The sequence below is a fragment of the Halioglobus sp. D3-4 genome, assembly GCF_055809315.1.
The window spans coordinates 117,983-134,606 of record NZ_CM147907.1 but is presented as its reverse complement, the minus strand read 5'-3'; the positions used below and the strand labels follow the sequence as shown (position 1 = coordinate 134,606).

Sequence of the window (16,624 nt, the reverse complement as noted above, 5' to 3'; positions counted from 1 at the left end):
TACTCGCTATTTGGGATATGGAATAAGGGGCTTCGATATAACTGGGCAGGTCCCACTAAGGTTTTTTGCGAGGTATTGCTGGTGATAGTCCTCGGCGTAATAAAACTCTCCAGCAGGGACAATTTCTGTCGTGATACTGCCGTAGCCAGCCGCGTCCAGCGCCTGCTGGAAAACCGCTTTGGAGGCGGCAGCCAAGCCCGCCTGCTCATCGCCAAATGTATAGATTCCCGAGCGGTACTGCGTGCCCATATCATTGCCCTGGCGCATGCCCTGGGTGGGGTCGTGTCCTTCCCAGAACACCTTGAGCAGTGCCTCGTAGCTGACCTGCGCCGGGTCGAAAACAACGAGTACGACTTCGTTGTGCCCGGTCTTGCCGCTGCAGACCTCCTGATAGGTGGGGTTGTGCGTCAAACCACCGGCATAACCCGCCGCGGTCGTATACACACCGGGGAGTTGCCAGAACTTACGCTCTACACCCCAAAAGCAGCCCATGCCGAACACGGCCTGTTGCAGATGCTCGGGGAAGGGGCCACGCAGCGGATTGCCGTTGACAAAATGGGATGTGGGAACGGGCATGGCATCGTCCCGTCCAGGGAGTGCAGTTTCCGGCGTCGGCATGGTATGTTTCCTGCGAATATTGAATAGGTTCATAGGCTCCAAGTATAGCCACAAATGCGCTAAAGTGACCTGACTCAGCCACAAAAGACGCGGTCATCATGCCAATAACACGCCGTAAGCTGCTGGGACTGATGTCCAGTAGTACGTTTTTCCTCACTGTGTCCCCCGGCACCACGCTGGCAGCACAACTGCCAGCCGGATCAATGCCGCTGGATTTCCCTCAGGGGGTTGCCTCCGGCGACCCGCAGCCGGACGGTATCATGTTATGGACGAGGGCGGTCCCGCGAACCGACAGTGATAAAGCGGTCAGTTTGCTGGTGCAACTCAGCCGGGACGCCGATTTTTCCACCCCGCTGCTGCAGGCGCAACTCCGCGCGAATCCGCAAAGCGACTATACGGTGCGCAGTTACATCGACGGGCTCGCGCCGAACACCCAGTACTACTACCGTTTTGTCAGTGGCACCGCCGGGCAGGATGAGTCTGTTTCACGCGTCGGGCGCACCCGCACGGCCCCTGGGCCGGACCACACGGGCAGGGTCAACCTGGCTTTTGCCAGCTGCCAGAGTTATGAGCAGGCGTTCTATGGCAGTTGGGCCCGTATGCTGGAAGACGACAACGCCGCCGCAGATGACGAGCGCATACATTTTGTGCTGCATCTGGGCGACTTCATCTACGAGCGCTGCTGGAAGGAACGCCCTGATGGCGGCCCCAATTCGCGCACAGTGCCGCCATTTCCAAATGGCGTGGACACGCCCGAAAACCGCTATGCCGTTTCCCTGGCGGACTACCGCCACCTTTACAAGACCTACCTGAGCGACACACACCTGCAGGAGGCGCGTGCGAACTGGCCCTTTATCTGCACCTGGGACGACCACGAGTTCGCCAACGACAACTACCAGAGCTATACCACCTACGACGGCCCCGGGGTATTGGATGCACAGCGTAAAACCGACGCGAATCAGGCATGGTTCGAGTATATCCCGGCCGTACTGGACGAAGTGCAGGAGCAGCCCGCGCACGGTTTCCAACGACAGCCACAGGGACGGGACGAGGCGACACGCAATCGGGCTGCACTGGACAGTCTGCGCATTTATCGCAAATTGAACTGGGGCAAAAACCTGGACGTCGTCCTCACCGACAACCGCAGTTATCGCAGCGCTCCCTGCCTACCTGCCGGCTTCGCTGAGAGCCTGGGCATGCCGATGAATACGGTCGAGCTCGTCGCTATTGCCGACGCAGGCAGCGCCTATGCCAACGGCCAGCCGCCCGCCACACTGCCCTATGGCGATGGCACCGTGGCCAACCCCGCTCGGGATCGCGCGCCCGGCAGCTTGCTGGGCACCGAGCAGCGCGAGTGGTTTCTGGAGACGGTAACAAACTCCACCGCAGCGTGGAAACTATGGGCCAATGCACTTCCCCTGATGCCGATGCGGCTGGATTTGTCCTCCCTGCCCATGACGGGCTATGAAGACAGCATATTCAGTATCGATGGCTGGGCGGGCTACCCCTACGAGCAGGGCCTGCTGATGCAGGCGTTTGAGAAGGGTGGGGTCACCGGTGTGGTTTCACTCTCCGGCGACCACCACATGCACGGCGCGGGTTCGGTCGCGTACTCCACCACAGATACCACTGCCAAGCCTGTCGCAGTGGACTTTACCGTCGCGGGCATCAGTTCGACACCCATTTTTGAGGACCTGCTCGCCGTTGCCCGCAACGACCACCCCGATTTCGCCCCGGTGGTCTACCGCCAGACTGACGACGCCGTGGAGCCAGTGTGGAACATCTCGATGCTCGACGGGGTACTGGCGGCATACACCTACGCCGAGACCGGGATCAGTGTCCTCACCGACTGGCTCGGTCCCAACGCCGCCAACCCCGGCCTGCGCTATGTCGACACCACTGTCAATGGCTACGGCCTGGCGACGGTCGAGACCGACAAGGTCAGTGTGCAGTTGGTCGCTATGCAGGATTGCCGCAGGGAGTTCGTCAAACCACCGGCCATTGCCCATATTGCACGTTTCAGCCTGCCGCGCTGGCAAGCCGGCGAATCGCCACAGCTGCAAGGGCCCGAATTTGAGGGCGGCGTACCCTTCCCTTTCGAGCCAGAGACGGTGTAAGCTGGGCTATGAGCTGGTGAAAATGCCGGTGCAGCCCGGTGGGTATGCGCCGATCAGTATTTTCACACCACTGTCACAATCACTAATTAAGATCGCCCCGGATGCAACACAGGCCTGGGGGAAGTCCCCGGCACCATACAGAAGGGACCCGTAAATGGATGGTAGAAAACGATGAATACTCAAAGAATTAATCCAGAGGAGCTTTCCAGCAGAAAACTTTGGCAATTGGCAGACACCCCCTACAGGGATGAAATCAGCTCTGACGAGCTATCCGAAGTGATCGCCGAGCTCGCCAAGCGTTGTCACGACCTCAACAAACTGCAAGAGATCGACCAGCTAAAGAACCTGCAACGCAATTAAAGCGTTGCCTGACCCGCTCTGACAATGGCCAAGGCACCCGCCAAACGCTCCTCCCCCCAAGAAATCGCGCAGTTCCTGCAAAAGAGCCGGGCCATCTCCGAATTCGTAGAAAAGCAGCCTCGATTGATGTTTGCCGTCGATGCCACAGCCAGTCGTCAACCCACCTGGGATCACGCCACCCACCTGCAACAGGAGATGTTTCTCGCCAGCGGCAAAGTCGCGTCACTCGCAGTGCAATTGTGCTACTTCCGGGGGTTCGGCGAGTTCCAGGCCAGCCGCTGGCTGACCGACAGTGCTGCACTGGCAAGATTGATGGGACGGGTACACTGCGAAGGTGGCCACACGCAAATCGCCAGATTGCTCAAGCATGCTCAGCGCGAGCACCGCAACACCGCAGTGCGAGCGCTGGTGTTCATCGGCGATGCCATGGAGGAGAACCCGGATACGCTCTGCGACCTCGCCGGACAGTGCGGCATAATGCAATTGCCGCTATTCCTGTTCCAGGAGGGGGCCGACCACTCGGTGGAACAGACATTTCGCGCCATGGCCAAGGTCAGCCGCGGTGCCTATGCCCGCTTCGACACCAGCAGCGCCGGGAAATTGGCTGAACTGCTCGGTGCCGTGGCCAGCTTTGCCACCGGTGGTCGCACCGCACTTGAAAAACGTGGCAGTGACAGTGCTAAACTATTGCTCCAACAGCTCAATCACTGAGAGACAATGTGGCCCGACTGATACTGCTGATCGCGGTTATTGCCGTTATTTACATTCTATTGCGCCGCGCGCGATCCATGCCGCCCCACAAACGCCGCGCCGAATACATCAAGCTCGGACTCGGTATCGCCCTGGTGGGTACCATTCTGCTGGCGGCGACAGGCAAGATGAACTGGCTCGGCGCTGCTTTTACCGCCCTGCTGGTGGCTGCACGGCAGGGGCTACCGCTCATTATCCGCCTGTTTCCAATGCTGGCCAGCCTGCGCCACAAAAGCGCTGGCGGTGGCACTAGTGGAGGCCAGACTTCCACCGTGGAAACGCCCCTGCTGCGCATGCAATTGGATCACGATACCGGCAATTTGGAGGGTGAAGTGCTCGGCGGCAGCTTTCAGGGATGGCGACTCGCCGACATGGACCGGCAACAACTCGAGCAGCTTTTCAGCTACTGCCGCGCGCAGGACAGCGACTCGGTGCAACTGTTGGACAGCTACCTGCAACAACGATTCCCCGGTGAAGCCAGCTTCGGCGGGCAGCATCAGGGAACCCCGGCCGGCAACCACACGCTGGGCCGCGCCGAGGCCTTCGCGGTACTGGGCCTTAGCGAGGGTGCCAGCAAGGAAGAAATCGCAGCGGCGCACCGTAAACTGATCCAGAAATTGCACCCCGACCGCGGCGGCAATGACTACCTCGCCGCGCAAATCAACCAGGCCAAAGACCTGCTTCTGGGGTGACCAGTAAGCGTTCCACCTGCGGCTCGCAGCGGTTCGCAAGGCGCTCGCGTAACTGTTGCAAATCGAGCTACTATCAGATGCTGCCACTACTGGATTCAGGGCGCTCAAATGCTTACACTTGGGCGCAAATTTTAGTGAGGTTTCAGCACTGTCATGACTGACGTTTTTGTCGTTCGCAATCAACTTGGACACTACTGGGGCAAAGCCAAAACCTGGGTGGACGGCTCGAGCCCGAAGGCGGTTTTACGCACCAAACACCAGGACGAGGCGGTAAATACCCTGTTTGAGCTGAGCTCCCGCGATACCGAACTGCGCGGTGAAGTCGTCTGCACTGAGCTTTGCGAACGGGGCGAGCCTGTTATCGAGCCCAGCCAGATACCACTGCTGGACGATTCCGAACAGGAGGCCGCCAAGCCTGAGGAAGAACATGAGTCGCACCCCGCACCGTGAACGCATATAGTCAACGCAAACATCTCTGCTATGAGGAGGATTGAAACGCCATGAGAATTCTTCTGTTTCTTGGCACAAACATGGCGGTGCTGCTCTTGGTGGGCATCGTATTCAATCTGCTGGGACTGCAGGGCGTACTGGCGGAAAACGGCGTCGACCTAAACCTCGGGCCGCTGTTGCTGATGTGCGCCGTATTTGGCTTCGGCGGTTCACTGATCTCACTCTTTCTTTCCAAGTGGATGGCCAAGCGCTCCACCGGTGCCTACGTTATCGACCAACCGCGCAACGCACAGGAGCAATGGCTGGTCGCGACGGTAAAAGAGTTGGCGGAGGAAGCAGGTATCGGAATGCCGGAGGTGGCGATTTTTCCGTCCGAGGCATCCAATGCTTTTGCTACCGGCTGGAACCGCAACGCGGCACTGGTAGCGGTAAGCGCCGGGCTGCTGCAACGCTTTGAGCCCGAAGAGGCCCGCGCGGTCATGGCACATGAAATCGGACACGTAGCGAACGGCGACATGGTCACTTTGACGCTGATACAGGGCGTGGTGAATACATTCGTATTATTCCTCGCGCGTATTATCGGACACACCGTGGATAGGGTGATATTCAAAAACGAACGCGGTTACGGCATCGGCTACTATGTGGTCACTATCGTCGCACAGCTGGTACTGAGCTTTCTGGCCAGTGCTATCGTCTTCTGGTTCTCCCGCTGGCGGGAGTACAGGGCAGATCAGGCCGGCGCTACGCTGGCCAGCAAGCCCGGTATGATTGCCGCGCTACAAAGGCTGCAACTCGAACAGGGGCAATCCCAGGCAATGCCGGGTGAATTGAAAGCGTTTGGTATCAGCGAACCGTTAAAACAGGGTTTTGCCCAGCTGTTCAGTTCGCACCCACCGCTGGATGACAGAATTCGAGCCCTGCAACAATCTTGAGTACCTCGATTACATGCATGAACATCGAGTCGACGCTTGAACGACAGCGCTAGCGGCCCTGCCACGAGCGAACGCAGCAGGGACAGTGTTCCGGATCGCCTGCTGGTATTGCTAGCCCTCACGGGCTTTACCATCACGGAGCCGGTGTTGACGATTTTTGGCGTCAACCCCGAGATCTTTTATTTTTACAACATCGACACCACGCCACAGGTTGTTCTGTATGCGCTTATTGCTGCGCTGCTCCCTGCGCTGGTGCTATGGCTCATCACCGCAATGACCGCGCTCGTCAATAAGAAGGCTGCCAGAGCGCTATATCAGCTGTTTGTGCTTGGCCTCGGTGCATTGTGGCTGATTCAACTGGGTAAATGGAGTCTGGGGATTGAACGCGCCTGGCTGCTCACTGGCCTCGCGGCAGCGGGAGCTATTGCTTTCATATTGGCCTATCGACGATGGGCAGCAGTCCACTCCATTCTGAAGGTGGCGGCCATCGCACCCTTGATAATAATGGGAGTGTTCATAACCTCCTCGGAAACCGCTACTGCGATGCGCCACGTAGCCGGCAAGGTGGCGCGCGTCGCACCAGCTGATACACACTCTATCATTTTTATAATGCTGGACGAATTCCCCACCATGGCACTGCTGGACAGCGAAGGGAACCTGGACAAGGCCCGCTTCCCCAATCTAGGCACGCTCTCTGAGGAAGCCACCTGGTACCGGCACTATACCGCAATGGCCGACCTGACGGGGTTTTCTGTCCCATCGATTCTTACCGGCAGCATACCCCGATCTCTAACACCCAACATGGCAGCTCAGCCCAACAATCTGTTCCGCCTTCTAGCGCCGACACACCATCTGACCGTCTTTGAAAACCTGACCAACTTGTGCGGGCTGGACCAATGCAGTCAAAGTGCACCAGGCGATGCCATAGAGAAACCTGCACCTCGCATGAAGGCTCTGCTGTCAAAAACTGCCACACTGTGGATGCGCAGGGTTGCGTTGTCACAGTACACAGGTAATGCAATGGACGACTTCGCGGAGGAGCTGAGCGATCAACCTGCCTCAGCTGCCAATCCAGCCGCCGATGTCGACAAAAATCTGGCTGCGCTTTTTGATCCTGCCAGACACGTCGAATATGCGAGCACTGGACCAAAACGGCTCGCAAAATTTATCCGAACCTTCACTGCGGGTGATCAGCCTGCGCTGTACTACATCCACCTTCAGATGCCGCACGCACCCTGGCGTTTTTTTGGCGATGGACAAATGTACGAACTGCCCTTTGCGATAAACACCGCCAGGACGAGCAACCGCTATGGCGGAGAGTGGATGAGAAATCTACAGGAATACCGTTTTCTGCACCAGGTGCAATACACCGATCTGCTACTCGGTATGGTGTTCGCCCAATTACAGGAATTGGGCATCTGGGATAAATCGGTGGTGGTGGTTACCGCAGATCATGGCCGCTCGTTCAAGGCAGACACGCCGGCACGCTGGTTCACACAGATATCCAGCGACGCGATTGCCTACGTCCCGCTTTTTATCAAAGAGCCCATGCAACAACGTGGCTCCATCGATGACAGCAACCTGATGGCTTTCGACCTACTGCCGACACTTGCCGATACCCTCAATATCGACATTCCCTGGGAGGTGTCAGGCCTCCCGGCCAGTCATCCCGGGATATCCCAACGTGGAGATCAAAAACTATTTTATGGTGTTCAGGCGAGCACCGCCTTTAGCAGAAATCCCGCACTGGGCGAGCCGAAGCGGTTTAGTGACACTAAACACTTTCCTCAATACACTTCTCGAGCGATAGGGAGTTCGCAGGGCGCGAGTGATGTACTGGAGCTACTGAACGATCGTCTTGGCCTGCAGGAGTTTATCGGCCGATCCCCCGCGGAATTCGAGGTTGTTGACGGGAGACGTGCACACGTCGAGGAACTGGAAAAGCTGCATCACCCGTCACCGGACAAGCCGCCACTGGGCGTCGTCATGGGTAACCTTGAATTCACACCCGCTGCACAGAGCAAGGTTCTGATCGCTGTCAACGGCACCTTTGTGACGGCATCGCCGCTGGTGACGTTTAAAGGTGTTGAACAGCGGTTTATGGCAATGCTGCCGCAAAATGTGCTTGGCACTGACAACAATATCGGCGTATACCTCGTCGCAAACGAGAAGCTCTACGAGCTGGATATTGAGTAGGGGATCGCACCACAAACCGCAGCCAAATCGGTTATCCGCTCAGACCATGCAGGTATTCAGGACGTCCATGCCGCACGTTAGGAAACAGGCTGCACCAGCTCTATACCGATTTGAACAGATACTCGCTCATTGGAATCACATCAATTTGCTCAAAATCAATAAAGCGGGCACAACTCTCGATCATCGCTGCCATATTGCTCTTCAGAAGCTCTTCATCACCCCCGGTCGCATAAAACGCATGATCCGATGTCATTGCCTCAGGGGGAAAATTCTCCTCTACAATGGCATGGCACGGCACGACGTCCTCGCTAAGGCGTCGCACGACCAGGTTCTGGCGATAGCCGAATGTGGACTGTGTGTCGATGGCAATTTGCGAGTGGCTGTCTTTCCACACGGCCAACCACTCCTGATACTCCATGGTCGCAGGCGACGACATAAACACCACATGACACATACCGTATACGCGTTCGCCCGACTTTGACGGGTGCCGCTCCTGATTTACCAAGGGCTCCGCCTCGGCGACGAGATAGGCGCATTTGCGCTGTACGAACTCATCGAGCAGCGGCTCCCAGCGCGTTGCAGCGCCGGCATAATCAACCCATAGCGAGAGCATGGCATCCGGGACCGGCGCATGACTCTCGATACGTCGCGCCGCTGCAGGCGCCACTGCGCTGTCGGCAACGCACAGACGCACACTGTGCACACCGGCAAGCTCGCTCAACTGCGGTGCCAGCTGCTGCAGTAGCACATCGCGAAATGCATCCCCGTCCAGCGGGGCGGGTTTCCACAACGGATACAACAGCTTTTCCATACGGTACTCCCCGGGTATGGGCTACACGCCCAATGGTGGTGTAATTGTAGAGGCGTTATCGATCAGCATCTCAGCCCCATTCACAAAGCGTGACTCATCGGATGCCAGGTACAAGACCAGATTGGCAATATCCTCCGGTTCGCACATATTGCCGAATTTGCCGATCTCATCGATATCTTCCTGCGTCGCTGTCTCTTTGCCGGTAGCAACCTTCACTACCATCGGCGTTTTCACCCCGTCCGGGTGTATCGAGTTGCAGCGAATGCCGTTCTTCTGTTCCTTGCAGTACATCGCAATATTCTTGGTCAGCGCACGGACTGCACCTTTGCTGGCTGTGTAGGCCGCGACAAACGATTGGCCGTGAATAGCCGCCACTGACGACATGTTGATAATGGAACCACCACCGGATTCGGCCATTGCCGGGATGGCGTGTTTACAGCCCAGAAAAACGCCGTCGCTGTTCACTGAGTTCACCAACCGCCAGGATTCCAACGTGGTATCGACGATGGTACCCAGAGCGATGATGCCTGCATTGTTCACCAGAATATCGAGCTTGCCGAACTTGTTGACGATGTCGGCAATCACCTTCTGCCAGTTTTCCTCGTCAGCCACGTTGAGGCGCATAAATACAGCATTCCCGCCTATTGATGCAACAGTGGCTTCGCCCTCCTCCACATTCAGGTCAGCCACTACCACGGTGGCGCCTTCAGCAGCCAGCAATTGTGCGTCGGCCCTGCCCATACCACTGGCTGCGCCTGTTACAAGGGCGACTTTGCCCGCTACTCTAGCCATAAACCCACTCTCTTTACGAATTGCTCTAAAATCTGCGACCCCGCTTTCCTCGACGGACTACAGCGCTTGTCAAACTGGATGCAAGTTAATCAGATGCCTCCGACCAGCTCAAACTGCTGGGTGCTAAACACGCAATAGGACTATCCAATTGAACCACGTTGAGCCACAGGCGGCGGGGTAGTATTCTTACGCCACTATTCAACAACATCACCGGGAGAACCATAATGACGGGACAAAACAAAACACCAAGCCTGATCAACTGGACGTTCTACCTCGCGCTGACACTGTTGGTGGTGTTGCCGTTGTCGGTACTTACCGTACGCTCCGGCGCCTGGCAGCAAGGTTTGCTGCTCTACGCCATCGCCTGCTTCGGCAGTGCTTTGTTAGTGGCGCTCTCAGTGGTACTTCTGCTACTGCCGCGTTTTTCTGCATGGCGTAAAGCCATTCTGCTGCGCGCCCTCCCCGCTCTGCCGGGCACAGCGATATTGATTATGCTCTTCTCGGGCACTCCCGTGCCGCGAATTCACGACATTACCACTGATACAGCCGACCCCCCGATTTTCAGTAAAGCCCCTGAACTGCGCGGTGCGAACGCCAATTCACTGGAGCTCGACGAGGATGTCATCGCACTGCAACAGGAGGGCTATCCGGACCTCGAAACGCTGACTACAGTCCAACCGTTTGACGCGGCCTATAGCCGGGCGGTACAGGTCGCTACCGAGTTAGGCTGGGAGATCTATCACGAGGATCGTAATGCCGGTGTCATTGAGGCCGTGGATACCACCGCCGTCATGGGATTCAAGGATGATATCGTGATACGGCTGCGCACCAATGCGCAGGGAACATTAGTAGACCTGCGCTCAGTGTCCCGCGTTGGCCAGAGCGATATCGGCGCCAATGCACAACGTATTCGAACCTTTATCGAGGCATTCCAGCAGCAGGGATAGTAACAGCGTGTCCACATCACGATCTTGTAGAACTCACGCCCTTTGGTATTGCGCCGCTTTTATACTGCTCACGTCCTGCGCAAAGGCAAGCGGCGTAGACTACCTCAGCTTTGCCACCGAGGATGAAACCAATACCACTGAGATCTTTCGCAAAGCCAGCCCAGCTGTGGTGTACGTCACCAACAGCGCCCTGCGGCGCAACTTTTTCAGCCTGGACATTATGGAAATTCCGCGCGGTTCCGGGACCGGCTTTGTATGGGATGAAAACGGCTTGGTAGTGACCAACTACCATGTAATCTCCGGTGCGCAGAAATTGACAGTGACCTTGCAGGATCGCTCAGAACATGCCGCCGAGGTCATAGGGGTAGCACCAGAAAAGGACCTCGCTGTGTTGCGTATCGACAATCCCCCTGATGATCTGGTGACACTGCCGCTGGGTGATTCCTCGGAGTTGACGGTGGGGCGCAAGGTACTGGCCATCGGCAACCCGTTCGGTTTGGACACCACGCTCACCACAGGAATCGTCAGTGCACTGGGCCGTGAAATTCAGGCACCCGGCAACCGCAGAATCCGCGGCGTGATCCAGACGGACGCAGCCATCAACCCGGGCAATTCCGGTGGCCCGCTACTGAATTCACTGGGGCAACTGGTGGGCGTTAATGCGGCAATTTACAGCCCCAGCGGTGCCAGTGCCGGTATCGGCTTTGCCATTCCAGTAAATACCGTCAAGGATGTGGTGCCGCAGTTGATCAGCTATGGCCGCGTGCTACGCCCGATGATCGGCGTGGAGCTGGCCAGTGATCGCTGGGTGAAACGCTACCGCATTGAAGGCCTGCCTGTCGTCCAGGCGTATCCGGGGTTGCCGGCGGCCGAGTCCGGCATCAGCGGTGCGTATCGCAATGGCCGTGGTGAAGTGGTGCTGGGTGACATTATCACCCATATCGACGACAAGCCGATCCGCACCCAGGACGATTACTTCAGCGCGCTTGAAGATCACGACCCCGGCGATACCGTCAAGGTGACCACTCGCCGGGGAGACGAAACGCGCTCCTATGATATTGTACTCATAGAATCGCAGTAAGCCCGGTAGCGTTCGCGCTAGGAAAGTGTGCCGCCGTCGACGCGGATATCCTCGCCAGTGATATGAATGCCGTCCTCGGAGGCCAGCATTGCAATAACACCTGCGACCACTTCCGGTGACTTGGCACCACTGAGCGACATGATGCGCGGCATCAGATCGAAATCCATTGTCTTGGGAAAAGCAATACCGTCCGTCATATTGGTATTGATATCGCCGGGACACACACAATTAGCCCGCACGCCACGTTTGGCGTACTCCACCGCAATACTGCGTGTCATGGCCAACACCCCACCCTTGCTGGCGGAATACGCCAGGCCACAGGGCAGCCCCGAAAGCGCCGCAGTTGACGCTGCGTTGACAATACTACCCTTGCTCTCTACCAAGTGCGGCAACACAGCGCGGCACAGGTACATGGTGCCCGTCAGGTTGATATCAATCACTTTCTGCCAGTGGTCGGTTTGCAACTCCTCGGTATCATCAAAACGCAATATTCCTGCCATATTGACGAGGCTGTAGAGGCTGCCGTAACGATCGATACAGGCCTGCACTGCACCCTGTACGCTGGCTTCATCGCCCACATCACAGACTTGTGATGAAGCTTCACCACCTGCGGCGGCGATCTCTGCCACTGTTGCTTCCACCGCCTCGCGATTGAGGTCAACGCAGGATACCGAACCGCCCTCTACCGCTAGGCGCAATGCGCTGGCCTTGCCAATGCCACTGCCGGCGCCCGTCACCAGTACCACTTTGTCAGTAAAACGTTGCATGATCCATCCCCCTGAGTGAGTCAAGCAGAATGCCTATCGCGATCGGTTGGGTCAAACCGCGCGGTTCGCGGCAATAAACCGGAACCATATGATTAACGAACACGGTCTGTGCGATCGATTACGTCAGGTCGGACTGACTTATTAAGCCATTGTGCGGTACGACAGCCGGTGTACCTTTATCTACCTGTAATGCGCCCGTATCATACGCCGACTGCGGCACGCCCCGCTGGCCCTGTGCGATCGGGGCGGCCACATAAGCACTTGTCAGGAGAAATAACGTGGAAGACCTGGAACAATTCCGAATGGAAACCCGGCAGTGGCTGGAAGCTAACTGCCCCGAGTCGCAGCGCCAGCCGATGCAACGTGAAGATCAGTACTGGGGCGGTCGCCGCGGCAAGTTCCCCAGCGAAGATGCGAAGATCTGGTTTGAACGCATGCGAGACAAGGGCTGGACGACTCCCGAGTGGCCCACGCAGTACGGCGGCGGCGGACTCACCCCACAGCAGGGCAGAGTCCTCAAAGAAGAGATGAAGCGTATTAATGCGCGTACACCGGTCTACGGTATCGGCATCTGGATGCTGGGACCGGCGGTGCTGGAATACGGCAATGAAGAACAGAAACAGAAACATATCCGCGCCATTGTCAACGGCGAAACGCGCTGGGCCCAGGGCTACTCCGAACCCGGTGCCGGCTCCGATCTTGCCAGCCTGCAGTGTAAGGCGGAGGACAAGGGCGACCACTTTCTGGTGAACGGCAGTAAAATTTGGACCACTGCCGCAGACAAATGCGACTGGATCTTCTGTCTGGTGCGCACCGATCCCAACGTCAAGAAACAGGAGGGTATCAGCTTCCTGTTGATCGATATGGACGACCCCGGTGTGAGCACCAGCCCTATCCCACTGATCAGTGGTGAATCAGAATTCTGCCAGACCTTTTTCGACAATGTAAAAGTGCCCAAGGAAAACCTGATCGGCGAGCTCAATAAGGGCTGGTCAGTCGCCAAAGCATTGCTGGTGCACGAGCGCAAGCTGATGTCGGAAATGGGCAGCGACAGCCCGCGCCGTGTGCTGGTGCCCAATGCGGCCGCGCGCGAATATCTGGAGTTTGAAGACGGCAAGATTGCAGATCCGCGGCTGCGCAGCGACCTGGTCGACTACGATATGCAGATGCAGGCCGTGGCACTGACACACTTTCGCACGTTCGAGGAGAAAGCAGCCGGCATCCGCAGCGCTGCGGGCATGGTCATGAAGTACGTGGGCACCGAAGCCGAAAAAACCAAGAGCGAATTGCTGCTGGCTATAATGGGCAGTCGGGGCCTGGGCTGGGAGGGCGATGAATTTACCGATCAGGAAATTGACACGGCACGCCTGTGGGCAATGTCCAAAGCCATGACAATTGCCGGCGGCAGTACCGAGATTCAGTTGAACCTGATCGCCAAGAATGTTCTCAAGTTACCCCAGTCTTAGGAGACAATAATAGATGGCCCTTGTATTGACTGAAGAGCAACGCCTGTTAAAGGACACTGCAAAAGATTTTCTGGAAAGCAACGCACCGGTGGCTGCGCTGCGAAAACTGCGCGATGAGAAAGACCCACTGGGTTACTCTACCGAGCTCTGGCAGCAGATGGTGGAGATGGGTTGGGCCAGTATAATCCTGCCCGAAGCTTACGGCGGCCTCGAATTCGGCTTCGCTGGCCTGGGTGTGGTGCTGGAAGAATCCGGCCGTTCACTGGTTGCCTCTCCGTTGTTTGCCTCTGCCGTGGTGGGCGCATCGACGCTGATTCTGGGCGGCAGTGAAGAGCAAAAGCAAACGCTACTACCGGCTATTGCCGGCGGTGAACTCACCCTGGCGCTGGCGCTGGAAGAATCCAACCACCACCGGCCGACACACATCAGCACCACGGCACAGGTGCAGGGCGACACCGTAGTGCTCAATGGCAGCAAGCGATTTGTACTCGACGGCCACAGCGCTGACCAGCTAATTGTCGTTGCGCGCAGCAGCGGTGCTGAGCGCGACAGCGACGGGCTTACCCTGGTGCTCGTCGACCGCACGGCGACAGGCGTGAGCAGCCAGCGCACCATCCTGATGGACAGCCGCAATGCCGCTGATATTCAGTTTGAGAATGTGTCTGTGCCCGCCGGCAATATCATCGGGGAGATAGGACAGGGCTGGGCCGTGCTGGAACCTGTGCTGGATCGCGGTCGGGTGGCGATTGCCGCCGAGATGATGGGTGTAGCGCTGGAGGCCTTTGAGCGCACCATGGAATACCTCAAGGAGCGCGAGCAATTCGGCGCCTTGATCGGTAGCTTTCAGGCACTGCAACACCGCGCTGCGCACATGCAATCGGAAATCGAACTGTGTCGCTCTGTGGTACTGCAGGCGCTGTCCACCGTGGACGATGCCCCGCAGGATTTACCGCTGCTGGCCAGCCTGGCCAAGACGAAGCTGAACGAACTGGTCAAGCTGATCACCAATGAAGCGGTGCAAATGCACGGCGGTATCGGGGTGACCGATGAACTGGATATTGGCTTCTTTCTGAAACGCGGCCGGGTCACCATGCAAATTTTTGGTGATGCCGGTTTTCACAAGGATCGCTACGCCACTCTCAGTGGCTACTGACAACGAGGAATAACTATGGAAGCCAGTAACAAGATCGCAATGGTCCACAAGTACGTGGAAGCATTCGAAAAGCAGGACATGGACATTATCCGGGAGATTTATGCCGACGACGCCAAGGTTGAGGACCCGGTTGGCACAGACCTTCATGTAGGCATCGAAGCGGTGTGCGCCTTCTACGAGGGCGCCCTGAAGTCAGGCGCCAAGCTCAGCCTCACTGGGGAGCCACGCTGCTCGGGTAATGCTGTTGCCTTCCCCTTTCAGGTTGTGATGCCAGGCGTCACCATTGATATCATCGATGTCTTCGAGTTCAACGACGCGGGCAAGGTCAACAGCATGAAAGCGTACTGGAGTGACGGGAATATGAAGTCGGCGTGATCGCCCGGCAGTGGCCGGGGTGTCTCAGTCAACAGGCCCCGGCCGCTGATCTCAATCGAGCGTGTTGTGGTCAAAACTGGCAGCGAACCGCGCTATCCACTCTAGCGCCGCGTCATCCATATTGAGCAGGCGGCCACTCTCGCGGAACACCTGAAGCCGGTAACGCTTTATCTGCTGACACTGGCTTTCCATACGCATGCGGAACATTTCATCGCGGGAAAGTATCTGCGCTGCGTTGCGCCCTGCGCTATCCGGACCTGCCCTGTGCTGCTCTGCCAGATTATTCACGTTGCCCCCTGAGCACCCTGTTTCGTACTGCGCCCCGTTCACCTTATTCATAGCAGCCACAGATACAAAAGTCAGATTTCCCAGCGCAGCGTTGTGAAGCAATACACAGTATTTCCCAGATTAGCACGCAATTGTGAGCTGATTCCGCAGTCTGGCAGCCAGATCAGAGCTAGATATCGCGCATGATAATGCTCTGGATGATCGGTTGAGCACCCAGCACAAACACCGCGTCTTCATAGCTGGGCGGGCCGAACTTCGCCGTTGCATTATTGGACAACGCAACCGGCTCCTTCGGAATGCCGATAAAGTTTGTATCCAGTTCCCCGTCGTCATCGCGGTCGTAGAATACTGACAAGGCGTATTCTCCCAGCGGCAATTGCAATTCAGTTCGGACCAATTCGCCGTCGAGCGCTTCGGCAATCGCGACTTTCTTCTGAAGCACCACCTCATCACCCAACCAGGTGTCATCGGAATCATACACCGCGATATAGACATTGCCCTGCGCATCCTGCAGGCCGGATATCTCGACGGTGACAATGCCGGTGAGTTCATCTGCCAGTGCTAGCTGACTGGCCACTCCCAAAAACAGAAATGCAATTGTGCGTACTAAACTCAGCGATCGATTCCTCATTCTGATATTCCCAAGTATGGGCTCCTTTGAAAGGCTTATTCGTTAAGGTAACTTTTGTTCAAGTATACACCCTTCCCCGATAAACCAGAGGGACATTCTTCAAACTGATCCAAGCTCCATCCTCAGGCCTAACTCACCGCTGGAATGCGAGCGCAAAGGCGCATAAGACTGCAACCTCCCTGCCTACGCCCCCAAGAG

General features: G+C 57.1%; 18 protein-coding genes. 12 read left to right on the top strand and 6 right to left on the bottom strand.

Annotation, left to right across the window (positions count from 1 at the left end):
• Positions 1 to 6: 6 nt before the first annotated feature.
• A complete protein-coding gene (gene msrA / locus AC0L6S_RS00620) occupies positions 7 to 651 on the bottom strand; it encodes a peptide-methionine (S)-S-oxide reductase MsrA (RefSeq protein ID WP_473426480.1) in 645 nt (214 codons plus the stop codon).
• A 65-nt stretch (positions 652 to 716) separates the two neighbouring features.
• Here msrA and AC0L6S_RS00615 point away from each other — a divergent pair, with 65 nt between their 5' ends.
• From AC0L6S_RS00615 to AC0L6S_RS00585, 7 genes are all read left to right on the top strand, one after another.
• A complete protein-coding gene (locus AC0L6S_RS00615) occupies positions 717 to 2,735 on the top strand; it encodes an alkaline phosphatase D family protein (RefSeq protein WP_473426479.1) in 2,019 nt (672 codons plus the stop codon).
• 171 nt (positions 2,736 to 2,906) lie between these two features.
• Positions 2,907 to 3,095 (top strand): hypothetical protein, encoded by a 189-nt coding sequence (locus AC0L6S_RS00610; RefSeq protein ID WP_473426478.1) that lies wholly within the window; start codon positions 2,907 to 2,909, stop codon positions 3,093 to 3,095.
• Between the two features lie 24 nt (positions 3,096 to 3,119).
• Positions 3,120 to 3,806, top strand: coding sequence for a VWA domain-containing protein (locus tag AC0L6S_RS00605; RefSeq protein WP_473426477.1), 687 nt, complete (start codon positions 3,120 to 3,122; stop codon positions 3,804 to 3,806).
• A gap of 8 nt (positions 3,807 to 3,814) precedes the next feature.
• On the top strand, positions 3,815 to 4,537 hold the full coding sequence (locus AC0L6S_RS00600) for a DnaJ domain-containing protein (protein ID WP_473426476.1): 723 nt from the start codon (positions 3,815 to 3,817) through the stop codon (positions 4,535 to 4,537).
• Positions 4,538 to 4,690: 153 nt separating this feature from the next.
• On the top strand, positions 4,691 to 4,987 hold the full coding sequence (locus tag AC0L6S_RS00595; protein ID WP_473426475.1) for a hypothetical protein: 297 nt from the start codon (positions 4,691 to 4,693) through the stop codon (positions 4,985 to 4,987).
• Between the two features lie 50 nt (positions 4,988 to 5,037).
• Entirely contained in the window at positions 5,038 to 5,919 is an 882-nt protein-coding gene (htpX, locus tag AC0L6S_RS00590; RefSeq protein WP_473426474.1) for a protease HtpX, read from the top strand.
• A gap of 36 nt (positions 5,920 to 5,955) precedes the next feature.
• Positions 5,956 to 8,115: a sulfatase-like hydrolase/transferase gene (locus AC0L6S_RS00585; protein WP_473426473.1), complete on the top strand. Its 2,160-nt coding sequence runs from the start codon at positions 5,956 to 5,958 to the stop codon at positions 8,113 to 8,115.
• Positions 8,116 to 8,215: 100 nt separating this feature from the next.
• Here AC0L6S_RS00585 and AC0L6S_RS00580 read toward each other — a convergent pair whose 3' ends face one another.
• On the bottom strand, positions 8,216 to 8,926 hold the full coding sequence (locus AC0L6S_RS00580) for a hypothetical protein (RefSeq protein WP_473426472.1): 711 nt from the start codon (positions 8,924 to 8,926) through the stop codon (positions 8,216 to 8,218).
• Positions 8,927 to 8,947: 21 nt separating this feature from the next.
• Positions 8,948 to 9,718: a glucose 1-dehydrogenase gene (locus AC0L6S_RS00575; RefSeq protein ID WP_473426471.1), complete on the bottom strand. Its 771-nt coding sequence runs from the start codon at positions 9,716 to 9,718 to the stop codon at positions 8,948 to 8,950.
• A 224-nt stretch (positions 9,719 to 9,942) separates the two neighbouring features.
• Here AC0L6S_RS00575 and AC0L6S_RS00570 point away from each other — a divergent pair, with 224 nt between their 5' ends.
• Positions 9,943 to 10,665: a DUF1499 domain-containing protein gene (locus tag AC0L6S_RS00570; protein ID WP_473426470.1), complete on the top strand. Its 723-nt coding sequence runs from the start codon at positions 9,943 to 9,945 to the stop codon at positions 10,663 to 10,665.
• 7 nt (positions 10,666 to 10,672) lie between these two features.
• Complete coding sequence (locus AC0L6S_RS00565; RefSeq protein WP_473426469.1) at positions 10,673 to 11,746, top strand: S1C family serine protease; 1,074 nt, start codon at positions 10,673 to 10,675, stop codon at positions 11,744 to 11,746.
• 17 nt (positions 11,747 to 11,763) lie between these two features.
• Here AC0L6S_RS00565 and AC0L6S_RS00560 read toward each other — a convergent pair whose 3' ends face one another.
• The gene (locus tag AC0L6S_RS00560) at positions 11,764 to 12,513 is read right to left on the bottom strand and encodes an SDR family NAD(P)-dependent oxidoreductase (RefSeq protein ID WP_473426468.1); all 750 of its coding nucleotides are present in this window, start codon (positions 12,511 to 12,513) and stop codon (positions 11,764 to 11,766) included.
• 278 nt (positions 12,514 to 12,791) lie between these two features.
• On the opposite strand from AC0L6S_RS00560, the gene AC0L6S_RS00555 reads away from it, so the two are divergent.
• Genes AC0L6S_RS00555 through AC0L6S_RS00545 form a run of 3 tightly spaced genes read left to right on the top strand, consistent with a single transcriptional unit; the run spans position 12,792 to position 15,507 of the window.
• The gene (locus AC0L6S_RS00555; RefSeq protein WP_473426467.1) at positions 12,792 to 13,979 is read left to right on the top strand and encodes an acyl-CoA dehydrogenase family protein; all 1,188 of its coding nucleotides are present in this window, start codon (positions 12,792 to 12,794) and stop codon (positions 13,977 to 13,979) included.
• 13 nt (positions 13,980 to 13,992) lie between these two features.
• A complete protein-coding gene (locus tag AC0L6S_RS00550; RefSeq protein WP_473426466.1) occupies positions 13,993 to 15,132 on the top strand; it encodes an acyl-CoA dehydrogenase family protein in 1,140 nt (379 codons plus the stop codon).
• A gap of 15 nt (positions 15,133 to 15,147) precedes the next feature.
• On the top strand, positions 15,148 to 15,507 hold the full coding sequence (locus tag AC0L6S_RS00545) for a nuclear transport factor 2 family protein (protein WP_473426465.1): 360 nt from the start codon (positions 15,148 to 15,150) through the stop codon (positions 15,505 to 15,507).
• A 51-nt stretch (positions 15,508 to 15,558) separates the two neighbouring features.
• On the opposite strand, the gene AC0L6S_RS00540 is transcribed toward AC0L6S_RS00545, so the two are convergent.
• Both AC0L6S_RS00540 and AC0L6S_RS00535 read right to left on the bottom strand, forming a co-directional pair.
• A complete protein-coding gene (locus tag AC0L6S_RS00540) occupies positions 15,559 to 15,795 on the bottom strand; it encodes a hypothetical protein (protein WP_473426464.1) in 237 nt (78 codons plus the stop codon).
• A 169-nt stretch (positions 15,796 to 15,964) separates the two neighbouring features.
• Positions 15,965 to 16,426 (bottom strand): DUF2141 domain-containing protein, encoded by a 462-nt coding sequence (locus AC0L6S_RS00535; RefSeq protein ID WP_473426463.1) that lies wholly within the window; start codon positions 16,424 to 16,426, stop codon positions 15,965 to 15,967.
• Between the last annotated feature and the right edge of the window lie 198 nt (positions 16,427 to 16,624).

Coding starts and splice junctions, on each gene's coding strand:
- msrA (WP_473426480.1), bottom strand. CDS start 651: ATGAACCTATTCAATATTCGCAGGAAACATACCATGCCGACGCCGGAA.
- AC0L6S_RS00545 (WP_473426465.1), top strand. CDS start 15,148: ATGGAAGCCAGTAACAAGATCGCAATGGTCCACAAGTACGTGGAAGCA.
- htpX (WP_473426474.1), top strand. CDS start 5,038: ATGAGAATTCTTCTGTTTCTTGGCACAAACATGGCGGTGCTGCTCTTG.
- AC0L6S_RS00580 (WP_473426472.1), bottom strand. CDS start 8,926: ATGGAAAAGCTGTTGTATCCGTTGTGGAAACCCGCCCCGCTGGACGGG.
- AC0L6S_RS00535 (WP_473426463.1), bottom strand. CDS start 16,426: ATGAGGAATCGATCGCTGAGTTTAGTACGCACAATTGCATTTCTGTTT.
- AC0L6S_RS00610 (WP_473426478.1), top strand. CDS start 2,907: ATGAATACTCAAAGAATTAATCCAGAGGAGCTTTCCAGCAGAAAACTT.
- AC0L6S_RS00575 (WP_473426471.1), bottom strand. CDS start 9,718: ATGGCTAGAGTAGCGGGCAAAGTCGCCCTTGTAACAGGCGCAGCCAGT.
- AC0L6S_RS00605 (WP_473426477.1), top strand. CDS start 3,120: ATGGCCAAGGCACCCGCCAAACGCTCCTCCCCCCAAGAAATCGCGCAG.
- AC0L6S_RS00550 (WP_473426466.1), top strand. CDS start 13,993: ATGGCCCTTGTATTGACTGAAGAGCAACGCCTGTTAAAGGACACTGCA.
- AC0L6S_RS00595 (WP_473426475.1), top strand. CDS start 4,691: ATGACTGACGTTTTTGTCGTTCGCAATCAACTTGGACACTACTGGGGC.
- AC0L6S_RS00560 (WP_473426468.1), bottom strand. CDS start 12,513: ATGCAACGTTTTACTGACAAAGTGGTACTGGTGACGGGCGCCGGCAGT.
- AC0L6S_RS00570 (WP_473426470.1), top strand. CDS start 9,943: ATGACGGGACAAAACAAAACACCAAGCCTGATCAACTGGACGTTCTAC.
- AC0L6S_RS00615 (WP_473426479.1), top strand. CDS start 717: ATGCCAATAACACGCCGTAAGCTGCTGGGACTGATGTCCAGTAGTACG.